Source organism: Enterovibrio nigricans DSM 22720 (assembly GCF_900167155.1).
In the GTDB taxonomy this organism is placed as follows: domain Bacteria; phylum Pseudomonadota; class Gammaproteobacteria; order Enterobacterales; family Vibrionaceae; genus Enterovibrio; species Enterovibrio nigricans.
On record NZ_FUXU01000010.1, the window covers coordinates 1 to 22923 of the forward strand.

Sequence of the window (22923 nt, forward strand, 5' to 3'; positions counted from 1 at the left end):
CAGGGCAGCGTGGTTGTCACAAGCAATTTACCGTTCTCACAATGGTCAAATGCGTTCGCTGATGACACCACACTCACGGCTGCACTGCTGGATCGACTGCTTCATCACTCTCACATCATTCAGATAAGTGGAGAGAGTTATCGGCTAAAAGGGAAAAGGGCGTTAGGGACAGTGCCAACCGTTCTACAAAATGAATCGGAGAGGCAGGGATAACTACCATGGGTGGGTCAATTTTACTTCGGCGATAGCGTCGCTAAGTGGATCAGTTTTAAGTCGGCGTTGACAGCGCGTCTGTTATCAATTGTCGATCTAGACGAGGACGGTATTTGGTTGGGCACAACGCATGGTGTTATTCGCTACTTTGATGGCAGTTTTGAAGAAATAATCTCAAAAGGTGAGGTTGGTTCGGTTAAGTCACTCAGTGTCAGTGATGGAGGGGATTTGTGGCTGGTGGCAAGCGACGGGGTCTTGCGTTATTCCATGACAGAGAAAGCGCCTGCAGTGACTATTTTAAACCACCTCGAAAATGGTAGGGTCCTTTGTGCATATGTGCAAGATGAGGCGATCACTTACATAACAACGAATGGTGTCTTTAGGAAATACAAGGGGCACACGTTAAAACAAAGCGTACTGACCACTCAGCTTACTTCGCAGTCTGTCAGATACTTTTGCGAAATGAGTACGCAAGCCGTCTACTTTGCAGGTGATTTGGGTGTGTTTTATCTATCAACGAACACGCTTGATAAGCTCTTCAATTTGCCGCTAAGGCCATCGTTTGTCAGTACAGTGTACATTGATGATTTGCCTTATAGCTTGGGGCCTCTGAGTCAAACTCCGCTGTTTTCCGTGCTCGCTAAATCAACGGCAAGAATTGATATCAGCCAAATGCCTTTCAATCTTCGAGAAGGGGTAACGTACAAATTAGAGGGGGGAGGGAAAGATACTTGGCATAAAACGAAAGATAATCAGCTGATTTTCTCTGCGTTAGATTCTGGTGATTACACACTGGTCCTAAAAGAATCCACTGGCGGAGAAGAAACACAGCGGCAAGTTTTTTCGTTTACCGTTGTCAGAGTATGGTATGAAAAACTTGGTGTTATGATTGTCAGCATTCTTGCCATGGCTTGGTTATGCTTTTTTTATTTTCATAAGAAGAGCGCAAAAAGGGTGTCAAAAATAAACCTTTTTTCTCCAGATATCACTGAGAAAGTGCACCTGGCTGAGGAAACGGATAGTGCGGATCTCGTCAGTGTAATTAAACCTCATTTTCCTGAAATGGCTCTAGAACCCACCATAGAGCTTCGTGAGATCGCCTCACAACACGACCAGAAGGCGCTGGTGGCAAATGATGAGCTTTGGAAGAATAATGTGCAAGGTGAGATAGATAAGCATTATGGCGACCCTGAATATTCGACATCGTCTCTGGCAGGTGCCCTGTTTATATCAGAAAGAAGTTTACAGCGTCGGTTTAAGGCAGTATTTGGTTATACGTTCAAAGAGGCTCTGATTTCTGCTCGTTTAGAAAATGCTAAACACTTGCTTGCTAAAGGCGAAAAGGTATCCGATGTATCAATTGCTTGTGGGTTTAACGAGCCGTCCTACTTTTCGAAATCGTTCAAAGCAAGATTTGACTGTATGCCAACGCAATATAGAGAGAGATTTGAAGAGAAGAGTGTGTAAAAAAAAGAGCGTGGTATAGCCATCGGACTATACCACGGGCGTCAAAGACACCTTCGCTTGCTGCCGGAGGTATGTGGGAGGTCCACACACCATCTGGAATTTGGTTCCGTTTAACTTGAATTCATTTAATCGTTTTATCCGCTCTCCTCGATAGTAATTTCCCGCCATTTTTTCAATTCCATGAAAAACCCGCCTAAATTTTGTTACGCGTCGAAAAAAACACCGCCCCGTCAAAGCTTTGACAGTGGCAATTAACGATTTTGACGAATTTTCAACGGTTCTGTAATGGACATACTCGGGAAAGGGACCTTGTTGCATTCCGGCGAAAATGGCTGGTTTTTTACGTATTTAACGTGAGAATTAACGGTTTTAACGATCGACTCTAAACGTGAATGTTGACTGCGCGACATTCAATTCGGGGCTTACTTGATCAAAAACAACTTTATTTGTGACACATTTTGCAATACTTTACTCGCAAATGTGTCTGATTCTCATTTAAGTTGTGATCTATGAAGTTGTCTGAATTAAAGCCTGGAGCAAAAGGTAAAATCGTCTCGATGTCGAATGTTCCCGCGATCCCACGTAAGAAGCTAATGGCCATGGGCGTGCTGCCTGACACCGACGTCAGTGTGGTTCGATTTGCGCCAATGGGCGACCCAATACAGGTAAGGGTTAGAGGTTGCGATATCGCGCTTCGTTTGAGCCTCGCAGCGAATATTGAGGTTACAGCAAATGTTGAATAAAGAATTGCTGACAGTTGGTAATCCGAACTCCGGTAAAACAACGCTGTTTAATCGACTGACAGGTAGCCGTCAGGAGATTGGCAACTGGGCAGGCGTAACGGTCGATAAGAAGACAGGCCGTGCAATGCTCAATGATCACACTTTTTCTCTGACCGATCTGCCTGGTATTTATACGTTTGACCATGCTGATGGTGAGAATAGCTTAGATGAATCAATTGCAGTAAAAGCACTCTTTACACTGCCAAGTGACCTCGTCGTGAATGTGATTGATGCAAGCGCACTGGAAAGAAGCTTATATCTGACATTACAACTGCGCGAGCTGGGTCGCCCGATGGTCGTCGTCCTCAATAAAATGGATATCGTTGAACAGCAAGGATTCCATATTGATACCCAAGCCCTGTCCGATGTGCTTGGATGTGAAGTTCTGACGGTTACCGCCACTTTGCCCGAATCAGTCGAAAACTTTAAAACGTCACTTGCTGATATCTCAAGCATCAGCCAAGGCGTAACACCGACCGCGCTGAATTATGGCAAGGACATTGAGGCTGCGATCTCTGATTTATCAGCCCACATCAAAATACAAGGTTTGGATTACGCGCGAGCAAATGCAATTCGTCTTTTGGCGGGTGACCAACTTCTGTTGAATCAACTGAATGAAAAGACACAGCAATACGTTGCGGATGTCATCGCCGAATTAGAAAACCACGTCGATTTGGATTTGATGATTGCCGATGTCCGCTACACGCGCGTTGCCGAAATCTGTCACAGTGTAAAAACGCAGGTTGTACCACTAAAGACGCGAGTCACTGACGTCATTGATAACATCGTTTTGAATTGCTATTTAGGCCTGCCTATCTTTTTCGGTGTGATGTATTTGATGTTCATGTTTTCGATTAACATTGGTAGTGCATTCATCGACTTCTTCGACATCAGCGTAGGTGCAGTTCTGGTCGATGGTGGTCATCATTTGCTGGATAACCATTTACCAATATGGCTGGTAACGATTATTGCTGACGGCATTGGCGGCGGTATTCAAACAGTAGCAACGTTTATCCCGGTGATCGCCTGCTTGTATCTCTTTATGTCATTACTGGAAAGTTCTGGTTATATGGCACGAGCGGCCTTTGTTCTTGACAAAGCCATGCAGAAAATTGGTTTGCCAGGTAAAGCGTTTGTTCCTTTGGTGCTTGGTTTTGGCTGTAACGTACCCGCTATTATGGCAACGCGTACCTTAGATCAGGAAAGAGAACGTCGCTTGGCTGCGGCCATGGCCCCGTTTATGTCGTGTGGTGCGAGATTGCCAGTATATGCCTTGTTCGCGACGGCATTTTTTCCTGAAAATGGTCAGAACGTCGTGTTTCTGCTTTATCTAATGGGGATTGCCGTGGCGATCTTCACGGGCATTGTACTGCGCCATACCCTCCTCCCTGGCGACAGCGATGCGATGTTAATGGAAATTCCTCGCTACGAATGGCCTCGTGTCAAAGATGTCACTTTGAAAACGTGGCACAAACTGAAACGTTTTGTCTTGGGTGCGGGTAAAACCATTGTGGTGGTTGTGACGATTCTGAGCTTTTTGAACTCACTCGGCACGGATGGTTCTTTTGGACATCAAGATTCAGAGCAATCAGTGTTGTCGAAAGCAGCACAATTCGTGACCCCTGTCTTCGCACCCATCGGTATTGAAGAAGACAACTGGCCGGCAACGGTAGGTATTATCACCGGTATCTTTGCGAAAGAAGCCGTCGTTGGAACGCTAAATAGCTTGTACTCGACCACGCAAAGTGAACAAGCACCAGAATTCGATTTAGTGGCAAGTTTGAAAGAAGCGTTGCAGACAATCCCGGATAATTTGTTGGGGCTCAACTACGCTGATCCACTGGGTATTGATGTGGGTGATTTGCCGAATAAAGAAGCCGTGGCCGAAGATCAAGGCGTAGATATGAGCATCTTCGCGAATCTGAACCGCCACTTTACGGTTGAAGGTGCATTTGCTTACTTGGTCTTTATCTTGTTGTACACGCCATGTGTAGCTGCAATGGGGGCGTATGTTCGTGAGTTTGGTCGCCCATTTGCAGGCTTTATTGCCGGGTGGACGATGCTACTGGCGGTGGTGGTTACGGTTATCTGTTACCAAGCAATGATGCTGACTGTTACACCGTTGCCAAGCGCACTTTGGATAGTGGGAAGTGTGGCTATCATGCTGTTTACTGTTGTAGGGCTAAAACGGTACGCGAAAAGCGGCAATAACAAACTGAGTCCGGTGGCGATATGATCTTGATTGAGCTGAAACAGTACATTATTGATCATCCAAATTGTTCGCGAAAAGAAATGGCAAAAGCTTTTTCGCTGTCAGAAGATGGCGTTGACGCAATGCTGACTGTTTGGGCAAAGAAAGGCATGTTGAAAACCACTGTTCGCAGGAAAGGTAGAGAAGAAACCCTGCATTACCACTGGGTGCAAAAAGATGAGTTGGGGTTATTGGTTATTCAGTAACGTGGACTCACTGAGAAAAAAAGCGCGGAGGATGAGCCGCGCTTTTTTTTGCCTAATTTATTTGGAGCCAGAATTACTTTATGCCAGAACAAAGTGTTCAATGGATGATAAGTGCTGTTTCCAGGTAGCCGCTACATCATTCTGAACAGCTTCTTCGCGGATGATTCCTTTGGTGTTCCCCCAAATTGGCCCAGGCCAAGCTACGTCATCTTGGAAGCGGGCGATATGATGAATATGAAGTTGCGACACCATATTGCCCAATGCGCCGATGTTGATTTTGTCTGGATGGCTCTTTTGCTCAAGTAATGATGCTACTGCTGATGATTCTGTAATAAACAGCACTTGCTCTTCTTCAGACAAATGATGGATTTCTGTGATCCCTTCAATTTTCGGAACCAATATTAGCCAAGGGCCAATGTCCTCTTTACTGAGTAACACACGGCACAGTGGCAAATCGCCAAGCCAAGTGGTATCGGCATCCAGACGAGGATGAAGTGAAAAAGCCATTTTTGGTCTCTGTTTTGGTGATTTTCAAATAAAAGTAACGACTAATCCCTGCAATGTAAACCAAATCACTCCCCTGAAATGGATTACTCAATTCGTTGCGTAAAGTTGCGTGATAGTTGCTCAAATGTCACAAAAGGGTGCAAAGGGAAGGTTTTTACGCTCAATGAATCAAAAAGCGGATTAGTCTAAAAGTGTATACCCAATGAATGCAAAGGAGCTTGCACACTACGTCTGGGATGACGTCGCCGTACCTTTGGGAAGGGCGAGTGAAAAATACCGTGAGGGCGAAGAATGGATTATATCGAAGTGCTTGATTTCTGGTTTGGTGATGCAGAAATACCAAGTCCTAATGAAGAAGTTAAAGCGTTGTGGTTCGATGGTGTAAACAGCGCAGATAACACGATACGAGAAAGATTCTTACCTCATGTAAGTATGGCGGGGGAAGGGAAGCTTTCTCAGTGGCTATCGTCGCCGGAAGGCGCGTTGGCGCACATCATTTTGTTGGATCAGTTTAGTCGCAATATCTACCGTGGTTTGAGCGCAGCATTTCGCTATGATGACTTCGCATTGGCTCTATGTAAGCGAGGCATGGCGAGCGCGCAAGACATGGCGTTAGTGCCAGTACAACGTGCGTTTTTTTATATGCCTTTGCAACATTCAGAATATTTGGAAGATCAGGAAGAATCACTTTTCCGCTTCAGTCAGCTTTGTGATGAGGTATCAGAAAACGATGAAGCGGGCTTGTTAGAAAACTTCTATCGCCATGCGCGTTCTCATTACGATGTCGTGAAACGCTTTGGGCGTTTTCCCCACCGAAATGCTGCACTTGGGCGGCTATCCACAGAAGAAGAATTACAGTGGTTAGCGGATGGTGGCGCGCGGTTCAAGCAATAGAGCAATCACGCGCTCTGCTAGTATAAGCGCGTGACGTCAATACGGATGACTATCTGGTTCTAGGCATCACGCAGTTTCTACCTCTACCTTTGGCATCATACAAAGCCTCATCAGCACGAGACAGCAATTCACTCATGTCTTCTCCCGCGAGGCGACTGGCCACACCAAATGATGCTGTAATCGAGTTGATTTTCTGGCCCGATTTTTTATCAGTCACGGACAGTCGTTCGAGTGTTGCCCTTGCCTTTTCAGCGATACTCCATGCGTTGTTAAATGAAACGCTGGGTACTAAAGCGGCAAATTCCTCCCCCCCGAACCGGTATACGGATGCATAGTCTTTCATCGAATTCTCAAGCTTATTGGCGACAAGCTTTAAGACGTTATCACCCATTTGATGACCGTACTCATCGTTGAAGGCTTTGAAATGATCGATGTCGACGATGATGAGACTAACTTCAACATTCTGCACATTGAAATCGGCCATTTGTTGGTCGAACGCGCGACGGTTAAGGCAGCCAGTTAACGCATCATTGGTTGCCTGCGTTTTGTACTCCTCTAGCTTCTTTTTCAGCGTATCAATTTCCGCTTTTTGTGTGGTCACTTGAAGTCGATATTGGGATGTTGCACTGAGCAGGTGCTGAGAGCCTTGAAGCAATTCATGAATGACTTGCTGATTGTCTGCGCCAGAAGACGCTTTGATTTGCACGTCTTCGAGTTTGGTAACGGACGAAGACAAAATATCTTGAAACTCTTCGGTATCAGATACTGTGGTATCCATTGAATTGCCGAGGTCTGCGACAAGGTTTTCAACTTTCAGGCGAAAGTTATCGAGCTCTTTTTTGCTGTCACCAATTAAAAAGGATTCGATGAGGGAGTCACATCGATCTCTCGAACAGGTGCCAAATTTGGCGACGGTTGCATCGACGGCTTGGTTAAGCTCTGGATGGGTTCCTGCACAATAGGTGTACCAAAGCGAGAAATAATGCGGCGTAGTTGGCACCTTGTATTTCACCATTAGTGGCACCGCGCGCTTAAAAATTCGTGTAGCTTCGAAAAATGCGTATTCACTCATGCCTAAAATTCCAATATCACTTGTATCAATAATGATAATCAATGGTGTGTTAAAATTTAATGTCACATAAAAAAGCCCCGCAATAAAGACGCGGGGCTTAGTAGTTTTGTGAGAGCGGTTACGCTTTAGGGATTACATACGCTCTAGCGTTTTAATACCTAGCAGATCAAGACCTTGTTTGATGGTTTTTGCGGTCAGCGCTGCCAACTTCAAGCGGCTTTGCTTTGTCTCGCCTTCTGCATTTAGAACAGGGCACGCTTCATAGAAACTAGAGAAAGAACCCGCCAATTCAAACAGATAAGCACACATGATGTGTGGTTGACCTTCACGCGCTACAGATTGAACGGCTTCTTCGAATTGCAACAGCTTAGAAACAAGTGCTTTTTCTCTTTCATCGGCAATGATGATGGTGCCTTCGAGAGCATTTGCATCGATGCCCGCTTTGTTGAAGATTGATGTCACACGGGTGTACGCGTACTGCATGTACGGTGCCGTGTTGCCTTCAAACGCTAGCATGTTGTCCCAATCGAAGATGTAGTCAGTGGTACGGTGCTTAGACAGATCAGAGTATTTAACCGCCGCCATTGCCACAGTTTCAGCGATGTTCGCTTTCTCTTCTGCAGACAGGTCTGGGTTTTTCTCTTCGATCAGTTTTGCTGCACGCACTTCTGCTTCATCCAGAAGATCGGCCAGACGAACAGTGCCGCCAGCACGCGTCTTAAACGGACGACCGTCTTTGCCCAACATCATGCCGAAAGCATGGTGCTCAAGGCTCATTGATTCAGGTACGTAGCCTGCTTTGCGAACGATGGTCCATGCTTGCATCAGGTGCTGGTGCTGGCGTGAATCGATGAAGTAAAGCACGCGGTCCGCATTGAACGTTTCGTAGCGGTATTTTGCACATGCAATGTCAGTGGTGGTGTACAGGAAGCCGCCGTCACGTTTTTGGATGATGACACCCATCGGTTCGCCGTCTTTGTTTTTGTACTCATCCAAGAACACAACCATCGCACCGTCATCTTCCACAGCCAGGCCTTTTTCTTTAAGGTCTGCTACGATGCCGGCAAGCATGTCGTTGTACATGCTTTCACCCATTACGTTTTTGTCTGTCAAAGACACGTTTAGGCGGTCGTAGTTACGCTGGTTTTGCTCTAGCGTGATTTTAACCAGTTGCTGCCATTTTTCTTTGCAGTACTCGTCACCACTTTGCAGGCGTACAACATAGTTTCGTGCAGTTTTCGCAAACTCTTCGTCTTCGTCGTACAGCTTCTTAGATTCGCGGTAGAAGCCTTCAATGTCGCTTAGATCCATTGAAATGTCGCTACCTTGTGCTTCATGACGCTCAAGGTTGGCAATTAGCATACCGAACTGTGTACCCCAGTCACCCAGGTGGTTAGCGCGGATGACATCGTGACCCAGAAATTCCAGCGTACGCACAACTGCATCACCGATGATGGTTGAACGCAGGTGACCAACGTGCATTTCTTTCGCTACGTTTGGTGCGGAGTAGTCAACAACAATATTTTGTTTGTCGGCCAGTGCAACACCAATACGGCTGTCAGCCAGCGCAACATCCGCTTGTGCACCTAGCCATTCAGGGCTTAGGAAGATGTTGATAAAACCAGGGCCTGCGATTTCAGTTTTTGAAGCGACGCCTTCCAGGTCAAGAACATCCAGCACTTTCTGAGCGAATTCGCGAGGGTTGCAACCCAGTTGTTTGGCTACGCCCATGATGCCGTTAGCCTGATAATCACCGAATTGCGCTTTTGCAGATTGACGAACTGCTGCTGGGCTACCTTCAGGTGCACCTGCTGCAACCATTGCCGCAGCGACTTTATCGTTAAGAAGGGCTTGAATATTCACTTGTTTACCTTAATTTTGTTTCCCGACAAGAGTGCGTTGCCGGTTCAACTGAACTTGTCTGACGCTAAAGTGAAAAATCCGTCAACAATACCCAATGCAAGCGAGTGCAAACAGGGCATGGTTGACGGCTTTAGCTATGAGACTTCAGCACTCAGAGACATCCGCAATAATACCCACAAACGGTAACTGTTTAAAAGCTGAATCCTACGAAATCCTATTATTTAAGTGCCATGAAGGCAGTCGTAGCGGGGATATGGTATTTATCAATCTGCTTGCGTCTTTATCACGGGCAAGGCTGTGGTACATTACGCCTCTAAAAACACGACCCAGAGAAAGTAAATGTCTGTGCTAACCATTGCCACTTTAAAGTCTTCATTGCCACAATTTTCTGAGCGTATGTTGAACTTGCTCGACACCCTTGGTTTGGATTTAACCGCCTATCAGGCTGATCATATTGCGCTGCGTGTCAATGATCTCGCGTTGGCTAAGTCATTGCATCAGGCGTGGCTGAAAGAGTCTGAAGAATTATCGGTAAACACAATCAATGGTAGGCCAATTGTGGTCGTAAAAGCCAAAGAACCGTTGGCTTTTGGCGTGTGGCAAACACAATGTGTTGAATTGCCTTATCCTGGGGACAAAGTGTATGCGGAAGAAGGTTGGGAGCATGCCGAATGGGTGATTCCTTCGAAAGCGACGACACCAGAGACCTTTTTGGAAGATGTGTTTGAGACGTTTCCTGAACTGAAAACAGGTTGGTCAGAACTCAACGCTTTGGGTGTAAAGGTAAAACTGAGCTCGCCATCTGGTGAGGGGGAACGTTTATCCAACCCGACAGTAGCATTTAAATATAAAGGTGTGTGCGTCAAGCTACACCCTGTATCACTTGAACAAGTGATTGAAAGCGAAAAATAAAAAGAGATCGAAGCGTAGAAAAGGGGCGAAAGCCCCTTTTTAGATCACTATGTACTGATTGCTAAGTGGTCCGCTATAGAATGACAGTTTTGTTGCCGTAAACAAAAACCTTGTCTTCTAGCACCATGTGCAGTGAATTGCTCAAGACTGTTTTTTCGACATCGCGGCCCGCTTTTACCATGTCTTCTGCACTGAAGGTATGGTCCACGTGTTTAATGTTCTGATCGATGATGGGGCCTTCGTCGAGATCATTGGTCACGAAGTGGGCGGTTGCACCAATGATTTTCACACCACGTTGGTAAGCCTGATGATAGGGACGAGCGCCAATGAAAGCAGGCAAGAAACTGTGGTGAATATTGATGATTTTGTGAGGGTGGCGCGCGACAAACTTCGGTGTCAGTACCCGCATATATTTGGCGAGGACAATGTAGTCTGGCGCATAAGACTCAATAATTTCGGTGATATTGTCTTCGTGCTGTTCTCTTTCCAATCCATCGTGATTGACAAAGTGGAAAGGAATATCAAACTTTTCCGTTAGCGCTGCAAGGTTATTGTGATTACCTATTACCGCAGAGATTTCCACATCCAACGAGCCGTCATACGCCTTCATCAGAATGTCGCCGAGACAGTGTGACTCTTTGGTCACTAGGATCACCACACGCTTACGTTGTTTAGTGTCTACCAACGTACGGCGACTACCTGTAGGCAGCGCTTGATCAATATCCATTAAGAAAGTGGCGTCATTAAAGATGCCATCCAATTCCGTGCGCATAAAAAACTGCCCAGTGGAATGGTCAACGTACTCGTTGTTGTGGATGATATTAAGCTGGTGTTTATAACAAATGTTGGTGATCTTGGCGATGAGGCCTTGGGCGTCAGGGCAATCCGTCAGCAGAATTTTTCTTTCCATAGAAACGTGAATCTCACATAAAAACATCGTCATGTATTGCTTCTCGTTTTACTCTTAATTTGCTTCTAGGTCAAAAACTCACTGAATTTGCGCGGAATAAATGTGCAAATGAAGGTCGCAAAGAAAACAACAATCAACGTGATCAATGGCAGTGAAGAGTGTTTGTTGGCATAATGCAAGGCTTTCCAATACTGTATAAATGAACAATGATTTCGAAGGTTTTTTCCACAGAGGGTGCGCTGGCAAAAGCCATTAAAGGGTTTCAGCCCCGCCAGCCACAAACTGACATGGCGTTGTCCGTTGAACGTGCAATTCAAAAGGGATCTCAGCTGGTGGTTGAGGCCGGAACGGGTACGGGCAAAACATACGCCTACTTGGCACCCGCGTTACTGAGCGGGAAGAAAACCATCGTCAGTACGGGGTCCAAAAACCTTCAGGAGCAGTTGTTTCATCGCGATTTGCCACTTATGGTCGATACGTTGGGTTTCACAGGGCGAGTTGCGCTATTGAAAGGGCGCGCAAATTACCTGTGCCCAGAGCGTTTATCTCGACAGATCATTGAAAATCATGATGGGCAAGCTGATCCGACCTTGCTCTCGCAACTTGTGAAAGTGCGAGGCTGGTCGTCTGAAACCAAAACGGGCGATCTGGGTGAATGCGCAGATTTGGCTGAAGACAGCCCCATCATTCCCACTATCACCTCGACGAACGACAATTGTTTGGGAAAAGAATGCCCAAGCTATGAAGATTGTTTTGTTGTGAAAGCGCGTAAGCGCGCGATGGATGCGGATCTGATCGTGGTGAACCACCACCTTTTCTTAGCGGATCTCGCCATCAAAGAAACGGGATTTGGAGAGTTAATTCCCGAGGCTGAAGTTTTCATTTTTGATGAAGCGCATCAAATTCCGGATATCGCCAGTCAGTATTTTGGCCAAAGCCTGTCTAGTCGACAGCTTCAAGAACTGGCGAAAGATATTCATATCGCGTATCGCACCGAACTTCGCGACACCAAGCAACTAGAGAAAGTGGCTGAACGCTTGTCTCAGGCGGCCTCTGATATGCGAATTGTTTTGGGAGAACCGGGTTTCCGTGGCAACTGGCGAGAGATATCGACATCCCCCTCTGTGTCGCGTGAGATGGTGCGCCTGAAAGACGCGTTAGATTTAGCGCATGATGTGATTAAGCTTTCGCTGGGGCGTTGCCAACTGCTGGATGCGGCATTTGATCGCGCGACGATATTCAAAGCACGCTTGGATCGTCTCAGTGATACCAGTATTCCAGGTTACTCCTATTGGTACGAGTGCAGCCGTATGCACTTTAGCCTGAATATCACGCCACTTTCAGTGGCAGAGAAATTCAGAGAGCAAATCCAGCAACAGCAAGGCGCGTGGATATTTACCTCCGCAACACTGGCAGTCAACGATGATTTCAGCCATTTCAGCCATCGTTTGGGATTAGAGCCTGCCGAGCAGTTCACCTTACCAAGTCCGTTCGACTATGAGTCACAGGCCATCCTGTGCGTGCCCCGCTTTTTGCCTGAACCTAATAGTTATGGCCTGGCCGACAAGCTGGTGGATATGCTTCAGCCTGTGATAGAGCAAAACAACGGACGTTGTTTCTTCCTCTGTACGTCCCACCAAATGGTCCGTGATTTGTCTGAGCGTTTTCGTGAGCGCATGGCATTGCCTGTATTGGTTCAAGGTGAAACATCCAAGCAGCAATTGTTGGCTGAGTTTTTGGAACTGGGAAATGCCCTGTTGGTAGCGACAGGCGCATTTTGGGAAGGGATTGATGTTAGAGGCCAGACACTCAGCTGTGTTATTATTGACAAATTGCCCTTTACTGCACCTGATGATCCGCTGTTAAAAGCGCGAATTGAAGATTGCCGTATGCAAGGGGGCGACCCGTTTGCTCAAGTGCAGATCCCCGATGCGGTCATCACATTGAAACAGGGCGTTGGCCGTCTAATTCGAGACAAAAAAGACCACGGCGCACTGATCATCTGTGATAACCGATTGGTGAGTCGACAGTATGGCCAAACGTTTCTGCGCAGTTTGCCACCCATTCCGCGAACGCGGGATTTGGGTAAAGTCAGCGAATTTCTCGCTGCAGTAGAAATAAACGATAACGATGTGGCAGACAGTCTTGCCGCACCTGAGGTGTAAATGACATCTAAGATCCTTGCCGTTGATACGGCTACCGAAAATTGTTCCGTCGCCCTTAAAGTTGGCAACGATATTATTGCTCGCTGTGAAATTGCACCGCGTGAACACACCACCAAAATTTTACCCATGGTGGATAGCGTATTGGCGGAAGCTGGGCTGACCCTGAACCAACTGGATGCACTGGCATTTGGCCGTGGTCCAGGTAGTTTTACCGGTGTACGTATCGGTATCGGGATTGCCCAAGGCCTTGCATTTGGTGCTGACTTACCGATGGTAGGTGTATCAACGTTGGCCGCAATGGCACAGCAAGCTTACCGTCTAAACGGTGCTCAACAGGTGCTGTCTACTATCGACGCGCGAATGAACGAGATCTATGTAGGTGGCTACCAACGTCTTGAAAATGGTGACTGGTCAACAGTGGTTTCAGAAGCCGTATTACCGCCTGAAATGTTCAAACCAAATTGTGGTGAAGGTGAGTGGTATGTAGCAGGAACAGGGTGGCAAGCTTACCCTGAATTGACAGGCCAGCTACAATTAGCAGTATCGGAAAGTGGCGTTCTTTACCCAGAATCTGAAGACATGCTTATTCTTGCGCATTGTGCGCTTGAGCGCGGCGAAGCTGTCGATGCTGAGAACGCGAGTCCTGTTTACCTTCGTGACACGGTTGCGTGGAAAAAGCTGCCTGGTCGCGAATAAGCTTCCTCGCCATTTGATAACGCGTGGCGAACTATTGAAAAAGGTCAGCGATGGTATCAATCCAAGGATTACCGCAACACGTTCAGCGCACTAACAACGCAAAACGTAAAAAACCGGAACAGCCCCAGAATGATACGGAGACCGTCAAGCCTTCGTTGGTGGCGAAAGCGGTATCACGCGGTATCCGAAATCCTGAGCTGGCCCAAGAAGCCCATCAGCAGATCCACTATGATTTACCCGATGGCCGTAGCAGAAATGCGTTAGAGGCCTATATGGATGTTAAAAATCAAGCGAGGCGAGACGAGTTAATTGCCATGTTTGGTGTTGATATTTTTGTATAGGCATACCTAAAAAACTGAAGTTTACGTCCCTAATTTGTGTGGATTTAACTCCTCGTACCACTTTACCAACCCTTACTGTGATAGGCTTCGCGCGCTAAAAAAGAGTGCGCGACCTGCAAGGTATTCAATAGCGCACTATGGCACTACAAGAAACAAAATATGCGGTGAGATTTGGAAATCTTGCAGCACAAGTCCAGCTAACGGATAAACGCAAACCACTGTTGCTGTTGCTTCATGGTTGGCAGGACAACAGCGGTAGTTTTGAGCCGCTCGTTCCATCGCTCCAAGACCACTTCGATCTTGTATTGCCTGACTGGCCTGGGCATGGTCTTTCTGACCACAAAGGGGCAGACAGCTTCTATCCTTTTTTTGACTATGTGGATGACCTTCATCAGTTGATTTTGCAGCTTGGTGAGCGTGATATTTATTTAGTTGGACATTCTCTGGGGGCGTTGGTGGCATCATGTTGGTGTGCCGCATTTCCTGAGCGAGCGAAAGGGTTGGTCATGATCGAGGCACTCGGCCCAATGTCTGAGTGCGAAGACAAGGTGGTCGATCGCTTGAGACGAGGTATCGATAGCCGATCAGAGATGAAAGGTCTTCGCTCACTCCCTTCGTTCGAAACTGCACTAAAACTTCGACGTGGTATTAACAAAGTTGCGATTGAAGAGCTAACGCCGCTGGTGTCGAGAGGCATCCAGCAAGTGGGTTCAGAATGGCAATGGCGACATGATGCCAAGCTGAAAACCGAATCGGTATATCGCATGTCAACTGAACATGCCGAGCACCTTATTCGTGGTATTCGTTGTCCTGTATTGGCAATCATCGGGGATGACGGTTACCCAGAGTTACGCGGTCCCCTCGCGAAAAAGCGTGAGGAATGGTTTGAGAATCTGACTGTAGAGAGAGTGGCGGGCACGCATCACTGTCATCTTCAAAGTCAGGCGGAAACCACCGCGTTGATAAAAGATTTTGTGACCAAGCTACATCTCACACAGTGAGTTGATGTTAATTAATTGTTAGTCATGGTCTAATTGCAGCGTTTAAACGCCTGTTTAATTTTTTTGCGTCTGGCGCGTGCGTATTCGCACGCAATATACAATAGGAGTATTCACGTGGATAAGGTTTGGTTAAACCGCTACCCATCAGATGTACCAGCAGAGATCTCTACAGAACAATACTCGTCTCTGGTGGATATGTTTGAAAAGTCGGTTCAAAAGTATGCCGATCAAACTGCTTTCATTAACATGGGTCAGGTCATGACTTTCCGTAAGTTAGAAGAGCGCAGCCGTGCTTTTGCCGCTTACCTGCAAAATGACTTGGGTTTGAAAAAAGGCGATCGCGTTGCGGTCATGATGCCGAATTTGCTCCAATACCCTATCGCTCTGTTCGGTATTCTTCGTGCCGGATGTGTAGTTGTTAACGTTAACCCTTTGTACACGCCTCGCGAATTAGAGCATCAGCTAAATGATTCAGGGGCGGCAGCCATTGTTATCGTTTCTAACTTTGCACACACGCTGGAAAAAGTCGTTGAGAATACTGGTGTTCGCCATGTCATTCTGACAAGCCTTGGTGACCAATTGCCACGCGCTAAAGGCACCATTGTTAATTTCGTGGTGAAATACATCAAGAATATGGTACCTAAGTACTCACTTCCTCATGCAACCTCTATGCGAAAAGCCTTGCACAAAGGCCGCCGTATGCAATATGTCAAACCGTTTATCACGGGTGATGATGTTGCTTTCCTGCAATATACGGGTGGTACGACAGGCGTTGCAAAAGGTGCTGTGCTGTCGCATAACAACATGCTTGCAAATGTTTTCCAAGCGAAAGGCACTTACGCGCCAGTGCTCAACGAGGGGCGTGAGCTTGTCGTGACTGCGCTGCCGCTTTATCACGTCTTTGCGTTGACGGTTAACTGTCTGCTGTTTATTGAATTGGGTAGTCAAAACCTGTTAATCACTAACCCACGTGATATTCCGGGCTTTATTAAAGAGCTGAAGCAGCATCCATTTACTGCATTGACGGGCGTAAACACCTTGTTCAATGCACTGCTTCACAACGAAGATTTCCACGAGCTTGATTTCTCTAATCTCAACCTGACTGTAGGCGGCGGCATGGCCGTTCAGCGTGCTGTCGCAGAGCAGTGGAAAAAGGTAACGGGTAAACACCTGCTGGAAGGCTATGGCCTGACTGAGTGTTCGCCACTGGTTGCTGCGTATCCGTATGATCTGGTTGAGTACAATGGTTCCATCGGGTTGCCTGTGCCATCAACAGATGTTCGTATCGTTGATGATGAAGGCAATGTGGTTGGTAACGACCAGATTGGTGAACTTCAAGTGAAAGGTCCTCAAGTGATGCAGGGTTACTGGCAGCGTCCAGAAGCCACGAAGGAAGTTCTGACTGATGATGGTTGGCTGTCGACCGGCGACATAGTGAAATTTGATGACGAAGGCTTCCTGCACATCGTAGACCGTAAGAAAGACATGATCTTGGTCTCTGGTTTCAACGTCTACCCGAACGAGATTGAAGATGTAGTTGCATTGCATGGCAAGGTGCTGGAAGTCGCAGCCATTGGCCTGCCACATGAAACATCGGGTGAAATCGTGAAGATCTGTGTGGTTAAGCGTGACCCGAGTCTGACCAAGGAAGAGTTATTGGCGCATTGTCGCGAACATTTAACCGGCTATAAAGTACCTAAAGTGGTTGAGTTCCGCGAGGAATTGCCAAAGACCAACGTCGGAAAAATACTTCGTCGTGCATTGCGAGAAGAAGAAGACGCGAAAACAGAGCAGGCATAATCCGCAACGGGCTCGTGCTATCGGATGCAGGAGCGCGTACAATATGTCTATGCCTTTGAAAAATATGCTGGCACTTGCCAGCATATTTTGTTTTTGCTCCATGACTTAACTTAAACTTTGATCGTCGCAGCGACCCAATATTGGAAAACAGCGTGAATTTTGAAATCGTAACTGAACTATCCCAACTTGAGCATGTTTGTGAACAAGCGAGAAAAGTGCCAGCGGTCATGCTGGACACGGAATTTGTTCGTACCCGTACGCTTTACCCTCAACTCGGTTTAATACAGCTGTATGATGGAGAAACGCTTTCTCTTATCGACCCTATCGAGTTGGAAGATATGTCTCCACTTTGGGCGTTATTGGGCGATGAGTCGGTCGTGAAAGTGTTGCACGCTTGCAGTGAAGATTTGGAAGTATTCCATCACTACGCAGGAATGATGCCCAAACCTATGGTCGATACGCAAATCATGGCGGCTTTTTTAGGTCACGGTTTATCAACGGGTTTTGCGGCACTGGTTGAGGAGTATCAGGGGGTTACGTTGGATAAAGGTGAGGCGCGTACCGATTGGTGTGCACGTCCTTTGTCTGAGAAGCAATTGGAGTATGCAGCAGCCGATGTGTATTACTTGCTACCACTCTATAACTTGCTAGCTGAAAAAATTAAAGCGGCGGGTTGGGAAGACGCGGTGCTGCAAGAATGTAACTTGATGATGAGTAAACGCGGCAAAACACCAGATCCAGAAAAAGCGTATCTGGACATTAAAAATGCGTGGCAACTTCATCCAAAACAATTAGCCGTTTTACAAAAACTGGCGAGTTGGCGTTTACGTGAAGCGCGACGACGCGATCTTGCGTTAAATTTTGTCGTTAAAGAGCTTCACCTATGGAAGATGGCACGCTTTGATATCCGGTCACTAAGCAAAATGGCCGATGAAGGGTTCGATCGTTTTGAGGTTGAACGACACGGCAATCGTCTGATTCGCATTGCGCAGGAAGCAGAAAAAACACCTGCCGCACTTTACCCAGAAACTATCGTCCGTCTTGTGGATATGCCTGTGTATAAGCAGATGGTGAAAGACATTAAAACGCAAACCAATGCTGTCGCTGAGAAACTGGGGTTTGTTCCTGAGTTTATTGGTTCGAAAAAGCAAATTCATCAGGTGCTGAAATGGGCATGGATTAACGAACGTAATCCAGAAAAAATGCCGGACCTAATGACGGGTTGGCGGAAAACGTTTTTAGAAGAAAAATTGTTGTCGTTGTTAGATCGAAAATAACAAGCGCACAGAAAAAGAAACCGGCCAGAAGGCCGGTTTTTGTTTATTTGTCTTCGTCTGGAAGTGTAACGTTCAACTCCAAGACTGAAATGTCGTCATCGCGTTGCTCCAACGCAACGGTCACCTGCTCAGGTGATATATCCACGTACTTTCGGATAACGTCCAAAATATCCTTTTTCAGCTGGGGTAGGTACGTAGGTTCAGGACTCCCTGCTCGTCGACGTTCAGCAACGATAATTTGCAGACGCTCTTTGGCCAACGATGCAGACGATTTCTTGTTCGGACGAAAAAACTCCAGCAATGCCATGTGTTACCCTCCAAACAAGCGTTTTAAGAAACCTTTCTTTTCCTCTTCCAAGAAGCGGAATGGACACTCGTTACCCAATAAACGGGTGATAGCATCGCCGTATGCCTGACCTGCATCTGACTCGGAATCCAGTATGACGGGCTCACCCTTATTCGATGCATGCAGAACAGATTCACTCTCTGGAATAACACTCAGGAGTGGTATGCGCAGAATCTCTTCCACATCGGCCACACTTAGCATTTCACCACGATTTACGCGTGCAGGGTTGTAACGTGTCAGCAATAGATGTGTTTTTACTGGCTCCTCGCCATTCTCAGCTCGGCGCGATTTTGAGTCCAAAATACCTAGGATGCGGTCTGAGTCCCTAACCGACGACACTTCAGGGTTAGTGGTGACAATCGCTTCATCGGCAAAATACAATGCCATCAGGGCGCCAGCTTCGATACCCGCAGGTGAGTCGCAGATAATGAATTCAAAACCCATGGTTTTTAGTTCTTCAAGTACGCGATCAACGCCATCTTTGGTTAGCGCATCTTTGTCACGTGTCTGTGAAGCAGGAAGAACAAAGAGGTTCTCGACACGTTTGTCTTTAATTAACGCTTGATTTAGGTTGGCTTCGCCGTTGATCACATTCACGAAGTCATAGACCACTCGGCGTTCGCAGCCCATGATGAGATCGAGGTTACGCAGACCAATATCAAAATCGATAACGGCGGTTTTTTTTCCTGATTGCGCAAGGCCAGTAGCAATGGCGGCACTTGAAGTGGTTTTACCCACGCCACCTTTACCAGACGTAATTACTATAATTCGGGTCATTCCTCAGTCCTTTGTAAGATTAGAGTGTGAGGTGTTCTATATTGATTGAATCATTTGATAGCGAAACTTTTACCGATCGAGCAGCAAACTCTTCTGGAATGGTCTCACTGAGCCAATAAGTGCCCGCAATAGATAACAATTCTGATTGCAGGTTATGGCAGAATATATGGGCTTCTTTTTGTCCGCTTGCGCCAGCAATAGCGCGTCCTCGTAAGACGCCATAAATGTGGATGCTACCGTCAGCGATAATTTCAGCACCAGCACTGACGTGATTCAGTATTACTAAATCCGCGTTTTTGGCATAGATTTGCTGTCCAGATCGAACTGGTGACGTAATCACTTTGGTCGGAGTCTGAATTGGGTCGTTAACACGGCTTTGTTTCGCCGGATTCATGACCGCCAGACCTGCTTTATTCGCTGCTTCGCGGGCTTGGTTTTGTTTACACCCTGTAACGCCTACGACCAACATACCCGTTTGTTCTATGGTAGATTTTAACGAAATGAAGTCAGGTTGTGTGTGCAGTTGCGATATGTCTACCACGACGGGGGCACCTTTGAAGAAAGCGGGGGCTTGATTCACTTTTTCAGCCAGCACCTGCAACGCACTGGCCAGATCGTTGTCCAACAGGTGTAATACGGAAAGGGTGAACGAACTGCCTTTGAGTTCAGCATTTTTTGTCATTATGTCATATCCAGCTAGCGCAAAGCGAAAAGACGAGGCGATCAGGGTGCTTGTGATCTTCCGACGGGGTGATAAGCAAAGCGTGAATCTAGCGCTGTTACTTCACGACGAAAGGTGGATGACTACACAATAGAACAACAACGTCAAAAACTGTGTGCATTTTTGGCACGTAGCCCAATAAATAAGCGGCTTACATGCATTATCAGACAGTGTATTGCATGGTATATTCCCGTTAAGTTTGCGGCAAGCGCCAAGGCCGTTAGTGATGAAAATGTGGTCGAATTAGTGATAAATTTATAAGCTATTTCTCTAATTTGGGATTGGTTCGAAAGAAATTGACGGAGAGATACAACGTGTATTGCGCGATTTATAAAAGCAGCAAAAAAGATTCCACTTATCTTTACATTAATCGCAAAGACGATTTTAAGGATGTCCCAGAGCAATTATTGAAAACTTTTGGGAACCCTCAGTTCGTTATGATGGTCAATTTAGAAAAGCGACAAAAGCTGGCAATAGCTAACATTGAAAGTGTTCGTGAAAAGCTGAACGAGGATGGGTTTTATCTACAACTTCCGCCTTCCCCAGATACGGCACTACAACACATTAGAGAGAAAAACACCAAATTATAAAAGGATCGTTATGCGCAAAGGGTTAATTAGCATTCTGATTGGAGTTGCGTGTGCGATGACAGCACCCGCAATGGCAGAGAAGCCGAGTTTTGAAAGCTACGTAGCAGGACTTAAAGAAGAAGGTGCTGAGAAAGGCATTGATTCTGTATTGCTGGAAGATGCTTTTGACGGTATTCGTTATCGTGAAAAAGCGGTTAAAGCAGACAGAAATCAACCTGAGAAACGTTTGACGCTTGATGAATATATTCCACGAGCAGTTCCTGACTGGAAAGTCGCGAAGGCGAGAAAACTCTATGACCAGCATTACAACGATTTAAAACGTATTGGTGATGAGTTTGGTGTTCAACCGAGATTCTTGGTCGCGTTGTGGGGTGTTGAAAGTAACTTCGGCGCGTTCACTGGAAATTATAATGTTGTGGAAGCACTAACAACATTGGCTTATGACGGTCGACGAGAAGCCTTTTTTAGAAATGAAGTTTTTGCGGCATTATCGATATTGAACGAAGGTCATATTAGCGTTGATTCAATGAAAGGATCTTGGGCTGGGGCCATGGGACAATGCCAGTTTATGCCGAGTTCTTTTTTATCCTACGCAGCGGATGGAAATGGCGATGGGAAAAAAGATATTTGGAACTCTAGACCTGATGTTTTTGCTTCCTCTGCCAACTATTTAAAAAATGCTGGCTGGGACGATGAATTCACATGGGGGCGCCAAGTCGCGTTGCCGAAAAAACTTGATAAAGATTTGATTGGCTTAGATAAAGAAAAGGCAAAAACGTTATCTGAATGGCAAGAACTTGGTATTCGACGTCTGAATAATGGTGATTTACCTGATGTTGATATTCAGGCTTGGCTGATTCAACCTGATGACGAAAAAGGTCGAAGCTATTTAGTGTATGGAAATTATCAAAGCTTGATGAGGTGGAACCGCTCTCATTACTTTGCATTGGCAGTGAGCCATTTGGCGGACCGAATCAAGTTTGGATAATAGAACCTTTACCCATTAACCGTACGGTACGACGATAGCAGTGAGCATGTGTTTTTCTCTGCTGAATGTTCACAACGAATTTCGCTTTTCATCGGAAAATAAAAAGGAGCCTAAGGCTCCTTTTCTTTCTCATATTTGCTACAACGGAAAACTCTCAGGGTTTTCAATTGGCGAAATATTGATGCAATTTAGATTAGAAAATCTTCAATCTTAGCACCGCCGTCCAGTGCATCTTTAATTGCTTTAGGTGTGCGACCTTGGCCAGTCCACGTTTTCTCACTGCCGTCTACGTCAGTGTATGTGTATTTTGCTGGACGCGCTGCACGCTTAGATTTAGGTTTTGCGCCACCCAGAGATGCCAATAATTCTTCTGGATCAATACCATCTTTAACCAGCATTTCACGGTATTTTTCCAATTTTTCCAGACGCTCTTTTTCTACTGCTTGAGCTTCTTCTTCTGCTTCTTCACGCTCGCTAACAACTGCTTGCAGTTTTTCTAGCGCTTCTTGAAGTTGCTCAAGAGTTAGTTCGCGTGCAACTGCACGCAGGCTGCGAAGATTCAACAGAACTTTCAGTGCATCAGACATAATGTTTTTCCTATTCTCTCGTTTCTAATAATTTGTAACTTAGGTAAGAATAGCAAGAATATTTATTTCTTTGCAATATTCGACGAATTAAATTCTATATTATTTGATATTAAAATTAAAGGAAGTACGAGTTTAAATATAAATTAGGTCAAAACTAATGCCTGATTAGTCATTTTAACGTATGGCTGTACAATAATTTTGTCACTATTGTTTGCCTTTGCATGCGATTTGACCATGCAAACAACGAAATGTTTAATACTTGTAATTAGTATGGTTTTTAAGTGTAAAACTTTGCAAGTTTGTATTGCATGTGCGCAAATGTCACATAAAATGATTCAGCTTTATGCACGTAGAGGTGCATTGTTTATCAGTATTTCGTCTTAGGGTGATGCCTAAGAGGGCGAAGGAAAGGAAACAATGCCGAAGCAGACATTTGATTATCGGTCTATTCTGCTGGGGTTGTAACCGAAGAGGTACAACACTGCCATAGTATTGGGATTTAACTATGGAGCGCTACTGTAGGGTTTTAATTTGTGTGTAACCATTGTTTTCACAAT

Annotated in this window: 23 protein-coding genes and 1 riboswitch; of the genes, 15 read left to right on the forward strand and 8 right to left on the reverse strand. The window is 46.0% G+C overall.

The features are described from left to right. The 5 genes from B5D35_RS05755 to B5D35_RS05775 form a co-directional block, all read left to right on the forward strand. On the forward strand, nucleotides 1-213 hold a 213-nt coding region (locus B5D35_RS05755), incomplete at its 5' end, for an ATP-binding protein (RefSeq protein WP_170915131.1). A gap of 9 nt (nucleotides 214-222) precedes the next feature. After that, on the forward strand, nucleotides 223-1680 hold the full coding sequence (locus tag B5D35_RS05760) for a helix-turn-helix domain-containing protein (protein ID WP_078751642.1): 1458 nt from the start codon (nucleotides 223-225) through the stop codon (nucleotides 1678-1680). 509 nt (nucleotides 1681-2189) lie between these two features. Then, on the forward strand, nucleotides 2190-2423 hold the full coding sequence (locus B5D35_RS05765; protein ID WP_078751643.1) for a FeoA family protein: 234 nt from the start codon (nucleotides 2190-2192) through the stop codon (nucleotides 2421-2423). After that, nucleotides 2413-4698, forward strand: coding sequence for a Fe(2+) transporter permease subunit FeoB (feoB, locus tag B5D35_RS05770; RefSeq protein WP_078751644.1), 2286 nt, complete (start codon nucleotides 2413-2415; stop codon nucleotides 4696-4698). Before B5D35_RS05765 ends, feoB begins: the two co-directional genes overlap by 11 nt. Then, on the forward strand, nucleotides 4695-4919 hold the full coding sequence (locus B5D35_RS05775) for a FeoC-like transcriptional regulator (RefSeq protein ID WP_078751645.1): 225 nt from the start codon (nucleotides 4695-4697) through the stop codon (nucleotides 4917-4919). The genes feoB and B5D35_RS05775 overlap by 4 nt, the downstream gene beginning before the upstream one ends. Before the next feature lie 78 nt (nucleotides 4920-4997). Here the strand turns inward: B5D35_RS05775 and B5D35_RS05780 are convergent, their stop codons facing one another. Next, the gene (locus tag B5D35_RS05780; protein ID WP_078751646.1) at nucleotides 4998-5426 is read right to left on the reverse strand and encodes an HIT domain-containing protein; all 429 of its coding nucleotides are present in this window, start codon (nucleotides 5424-5426) and stop codon (nucleotides 4998-5000) included. Between the two features lie 291 nt (nucleotides 5427-5717). On the opposite strand from B5D35_RS05780, the gene B5D35_RS05785 reads away from it, so the two are divergent. Beyond that, nucleotides 5718-6320, forward strand: a complete 603-nt coding sequence (locus tag B5D35_RS05785) for a DUF924 family protein (RefSeq protein WP_078751647.1) — start codon at nucleotides 5718-5720, stop codon at nucleotides 6318-6320. Nucleotides 6321-6369: 49 nt separating this feature from the next. Here the strand turns inward: B5D35_RS05785 and B5D35_RS05790 are convergent, their stop codons facing one another. Next, nucleotides 6370-7392, reverse strand: a complete 1023-nt coding sequence (locus B5D35_RS05790; protein ID WP_078751648.1) for a GGDEF domain-containing protein — start codon at nucleotides 7390-7392, stop codon at nucleotides 6370-6372. A 132-nt stretch (nucleotides 7393-7524) separates the two neighbouring features. Further along, entirely contained in the window at nucleotides 7525-9255 is a 1731-nt protein-coding gene (gene argS, locus B5D35_RS05795) for an arginine--tRNA ligase (protein ID WP_078751649.1), read from the reverse strand. Nucleotides 9256-9594: 339 nt separating this feature from the next. On the opposite strand from argS, the gene B5D35_RS05800 reads away from it, so the two are divergent. Further along, on the forward strand, nucleotides 9595-10167 hold the full coding sequence (locus tag B5D35_RS05800) for a VOC family protein (RefSeq protein ID WP_078751650.1): 573 nt from the start codon (nucleotides 9595-9597) through the stop codon (nucleotides 10165-10167). A gap of 73 nt (nucleotides 10168-10240) precedes the next feature. Here the strand turns inward: B5D35_RS05800 and purU are convergent, their stop codons facing one another. Further along, complete coding sequence (purU, locus tag B5D35_RS05805; RefSeq protein WP_078751730.1) at nucleotides 10241-11077, reverse strand: formyltetrahydrofolate deformylase; 837 nt, start codon at nucleotides 11075-11077, stop codon at nucleotides 10241-10243. Nucleotides 11078-11283: 206 nt separating this feature from the next. On the opposite strand from purU, the gene yoaA reads away from it, so the two are divergent. The 6 genes from yoaA to rnd all read left to right on the forward strand — a co-directional run bounded on the left by yoaA (nucleotide 11284) and on the right by rnd (nucleotide 18357). After that, nucleotides 11284-13242 carry a DNA repair helicase YoaA gene (yoaA, locus tag B5D35_RS05810; RefSeq protein WP_078751651.1) on the forward strand — a complete coding sequence of 653 codons (1959 nt, stop codon included), beginning with the start codon at nucleotides 11284-11286 and terminating at the stop codon, nucleotides 13240-13242. Further along, on the forward strand, nucleotides 13243-13938 hold the full coding sequence (gene tsaB / locus B5D35_RS05815) for a tRNA (adenosine(37)-N6)-threonylcarbamoyltransferase complex dimerization subunit type 1 TsaB (RefSeq protein ID WP_078751652.1): 696 nt from the start codon (nucleotides 13243-13245) through the stop codon (nucleotides 13936-13938). 50 nt (nucleotides 13939-13988) lie between these two features. Continuing rightward, a complete protein-coding gene (locus B5D35_RS05820; protein ID WP_078751653.1) occupies nucleotides 13989-14279 on the forward strand; it encodes a chromosome segregation ATPase in 291 nt (96 codons plus the stop codon). 137 nt (nucleotides 14280-14416) lie between these two features. Beyond that, nucleotides 14417-15280, forward strand: coding sequence for an alpha/beta fold hydrolase (locus B5D35_RS05825; protein WP_078751654.1), 864 nt, complete (start codon nucleotides 14417-14419; stop codon nucleotides 15278-15280). Nucleotides 15281-15394: 114 nt separating this feature from the next. Then, nucleotides 15395-17080, forward strand: coding sequence for a long-chain-fatty-acid--CoA ligase FadD (gene fadD, locus B5D35_RS05830; protein ID WP_078751655.1), 1686 nt, complete (start codon nucleotides 15395-15397; stop codon nucleotides 17078-17080). A gap of 152 nt (nucleotides 17081-17232) precedes the next feature. Continuing rightward, nucleotides 17233-18357 carry a ribonuclease D gene (gene rnd, locus B5D35_RS05835; RefSeq protein ID WP_078751656.1) on the forward strand — a complete coding sequence of 375 codons (1125 nt, stop codon included), beginning with the start codon at nucleotides 17233-17235 and terminating at the stop codon, nucleotides 18355-18357. A 43-nt stretch (nucleotides 18358-18400) separates the two neighbouring features. On the opposite strand, the gene minE is transcribed toward rnd, so the two are convergent. From minE to minC, 3 genes are read right to left on the reverse strand one after another with little or no spacing between them, the layout of a single operon-like run. Next, complete coding sequence (gene minE / locus B5D35_RS05840) at nucleotides 18401-18664, reverse strand: cell division topological specificity factor MinE (RefSeq protein ID WP_078751657.1); 264 nt, start codon at nucleotides 18662-18664, stop codon at nucleotides 18401-18403. Between the two features lie 3 nt (nucleotides 18665-18667). Next, a complete protein-coding gene (gene minD, locus B5D35_RS05845; RefSeq protein ID WP_078751658.1) occupies nucleotides 18668-19480 on the reverse strand; it encodes a septum site-determining protein MinD in 813 nt (270 codons plus the stop codon). 19 nt (nucleotides 19481-19499) lie between these two features. Further along, nucleotides 19500-20162: a septum site-determining protein MinC gene (gene minC / locus B5D35_RS05850; RefSeq protein ID WP_078751659.1), complete on the reverse strand. Its 663-nt coding sequence runs from the start codon at nucleotides 20160-20162 to the stop codon at nucleotides 19500-19502. Between the two features lie 353 nt (nucleotides 20163-20515). Between minC and B5D35_RS05855 the strand changes: the two genes are divergently transcribed. Both B5D35_RS05855 and B5D35_RS05860 read left to right on the forward strand, forming a co-directional pair. Beyond that, nucleotides 20516-20791: a YcgL domain-containing protein gene (locus B5D35_RS05855; RefSeq protein ID WP_078751660.1), complete on the forward strand. Its 276-nt coding sequence runs from the start codon at nucleotides 20516-20518 to the stop codon at nucleotides 20789-20791. A gap of 10 nt (nucleotides 20792-20801) precedes the next feature. Then, on the forward strand, nucleotides 20802-21779 hold the full coding sequence (locus tag B5D35_RS05860) for a lytic murein transglycosylase (protein WP_078751661.1): 978 nt from the start codon (nucleotides 20802-20804) through the stop codon (nucleotides 21777-21779). 188 nt (nucleotides 21780-21967) lie between these two features. Here B5D35_RS05860 and B5D35_RS05865 read toward each other — a convergent pair whose 3' ends face one another. Continuing rightward, nucleotides 21968-22366 (reverse strand): H-NS family histone-like protein, encoded by a 399-nt coding sequence (locus B5D35_RS05865; protein WP_078751662.1) that lies wholly within the window; start codon nucleotides 22364-22366, stop codon nucleotides 21968-21970. A 342-nt stretch (nucleotides 22367-22708) separates the two neighbouring features. Next, nucleotides 22709-22890, forward strand: a riboswitch (Lysine riboswitch). The last annotated feature ends 33 nt before the right edge of the window (nucleotides 22891-22923 follow it).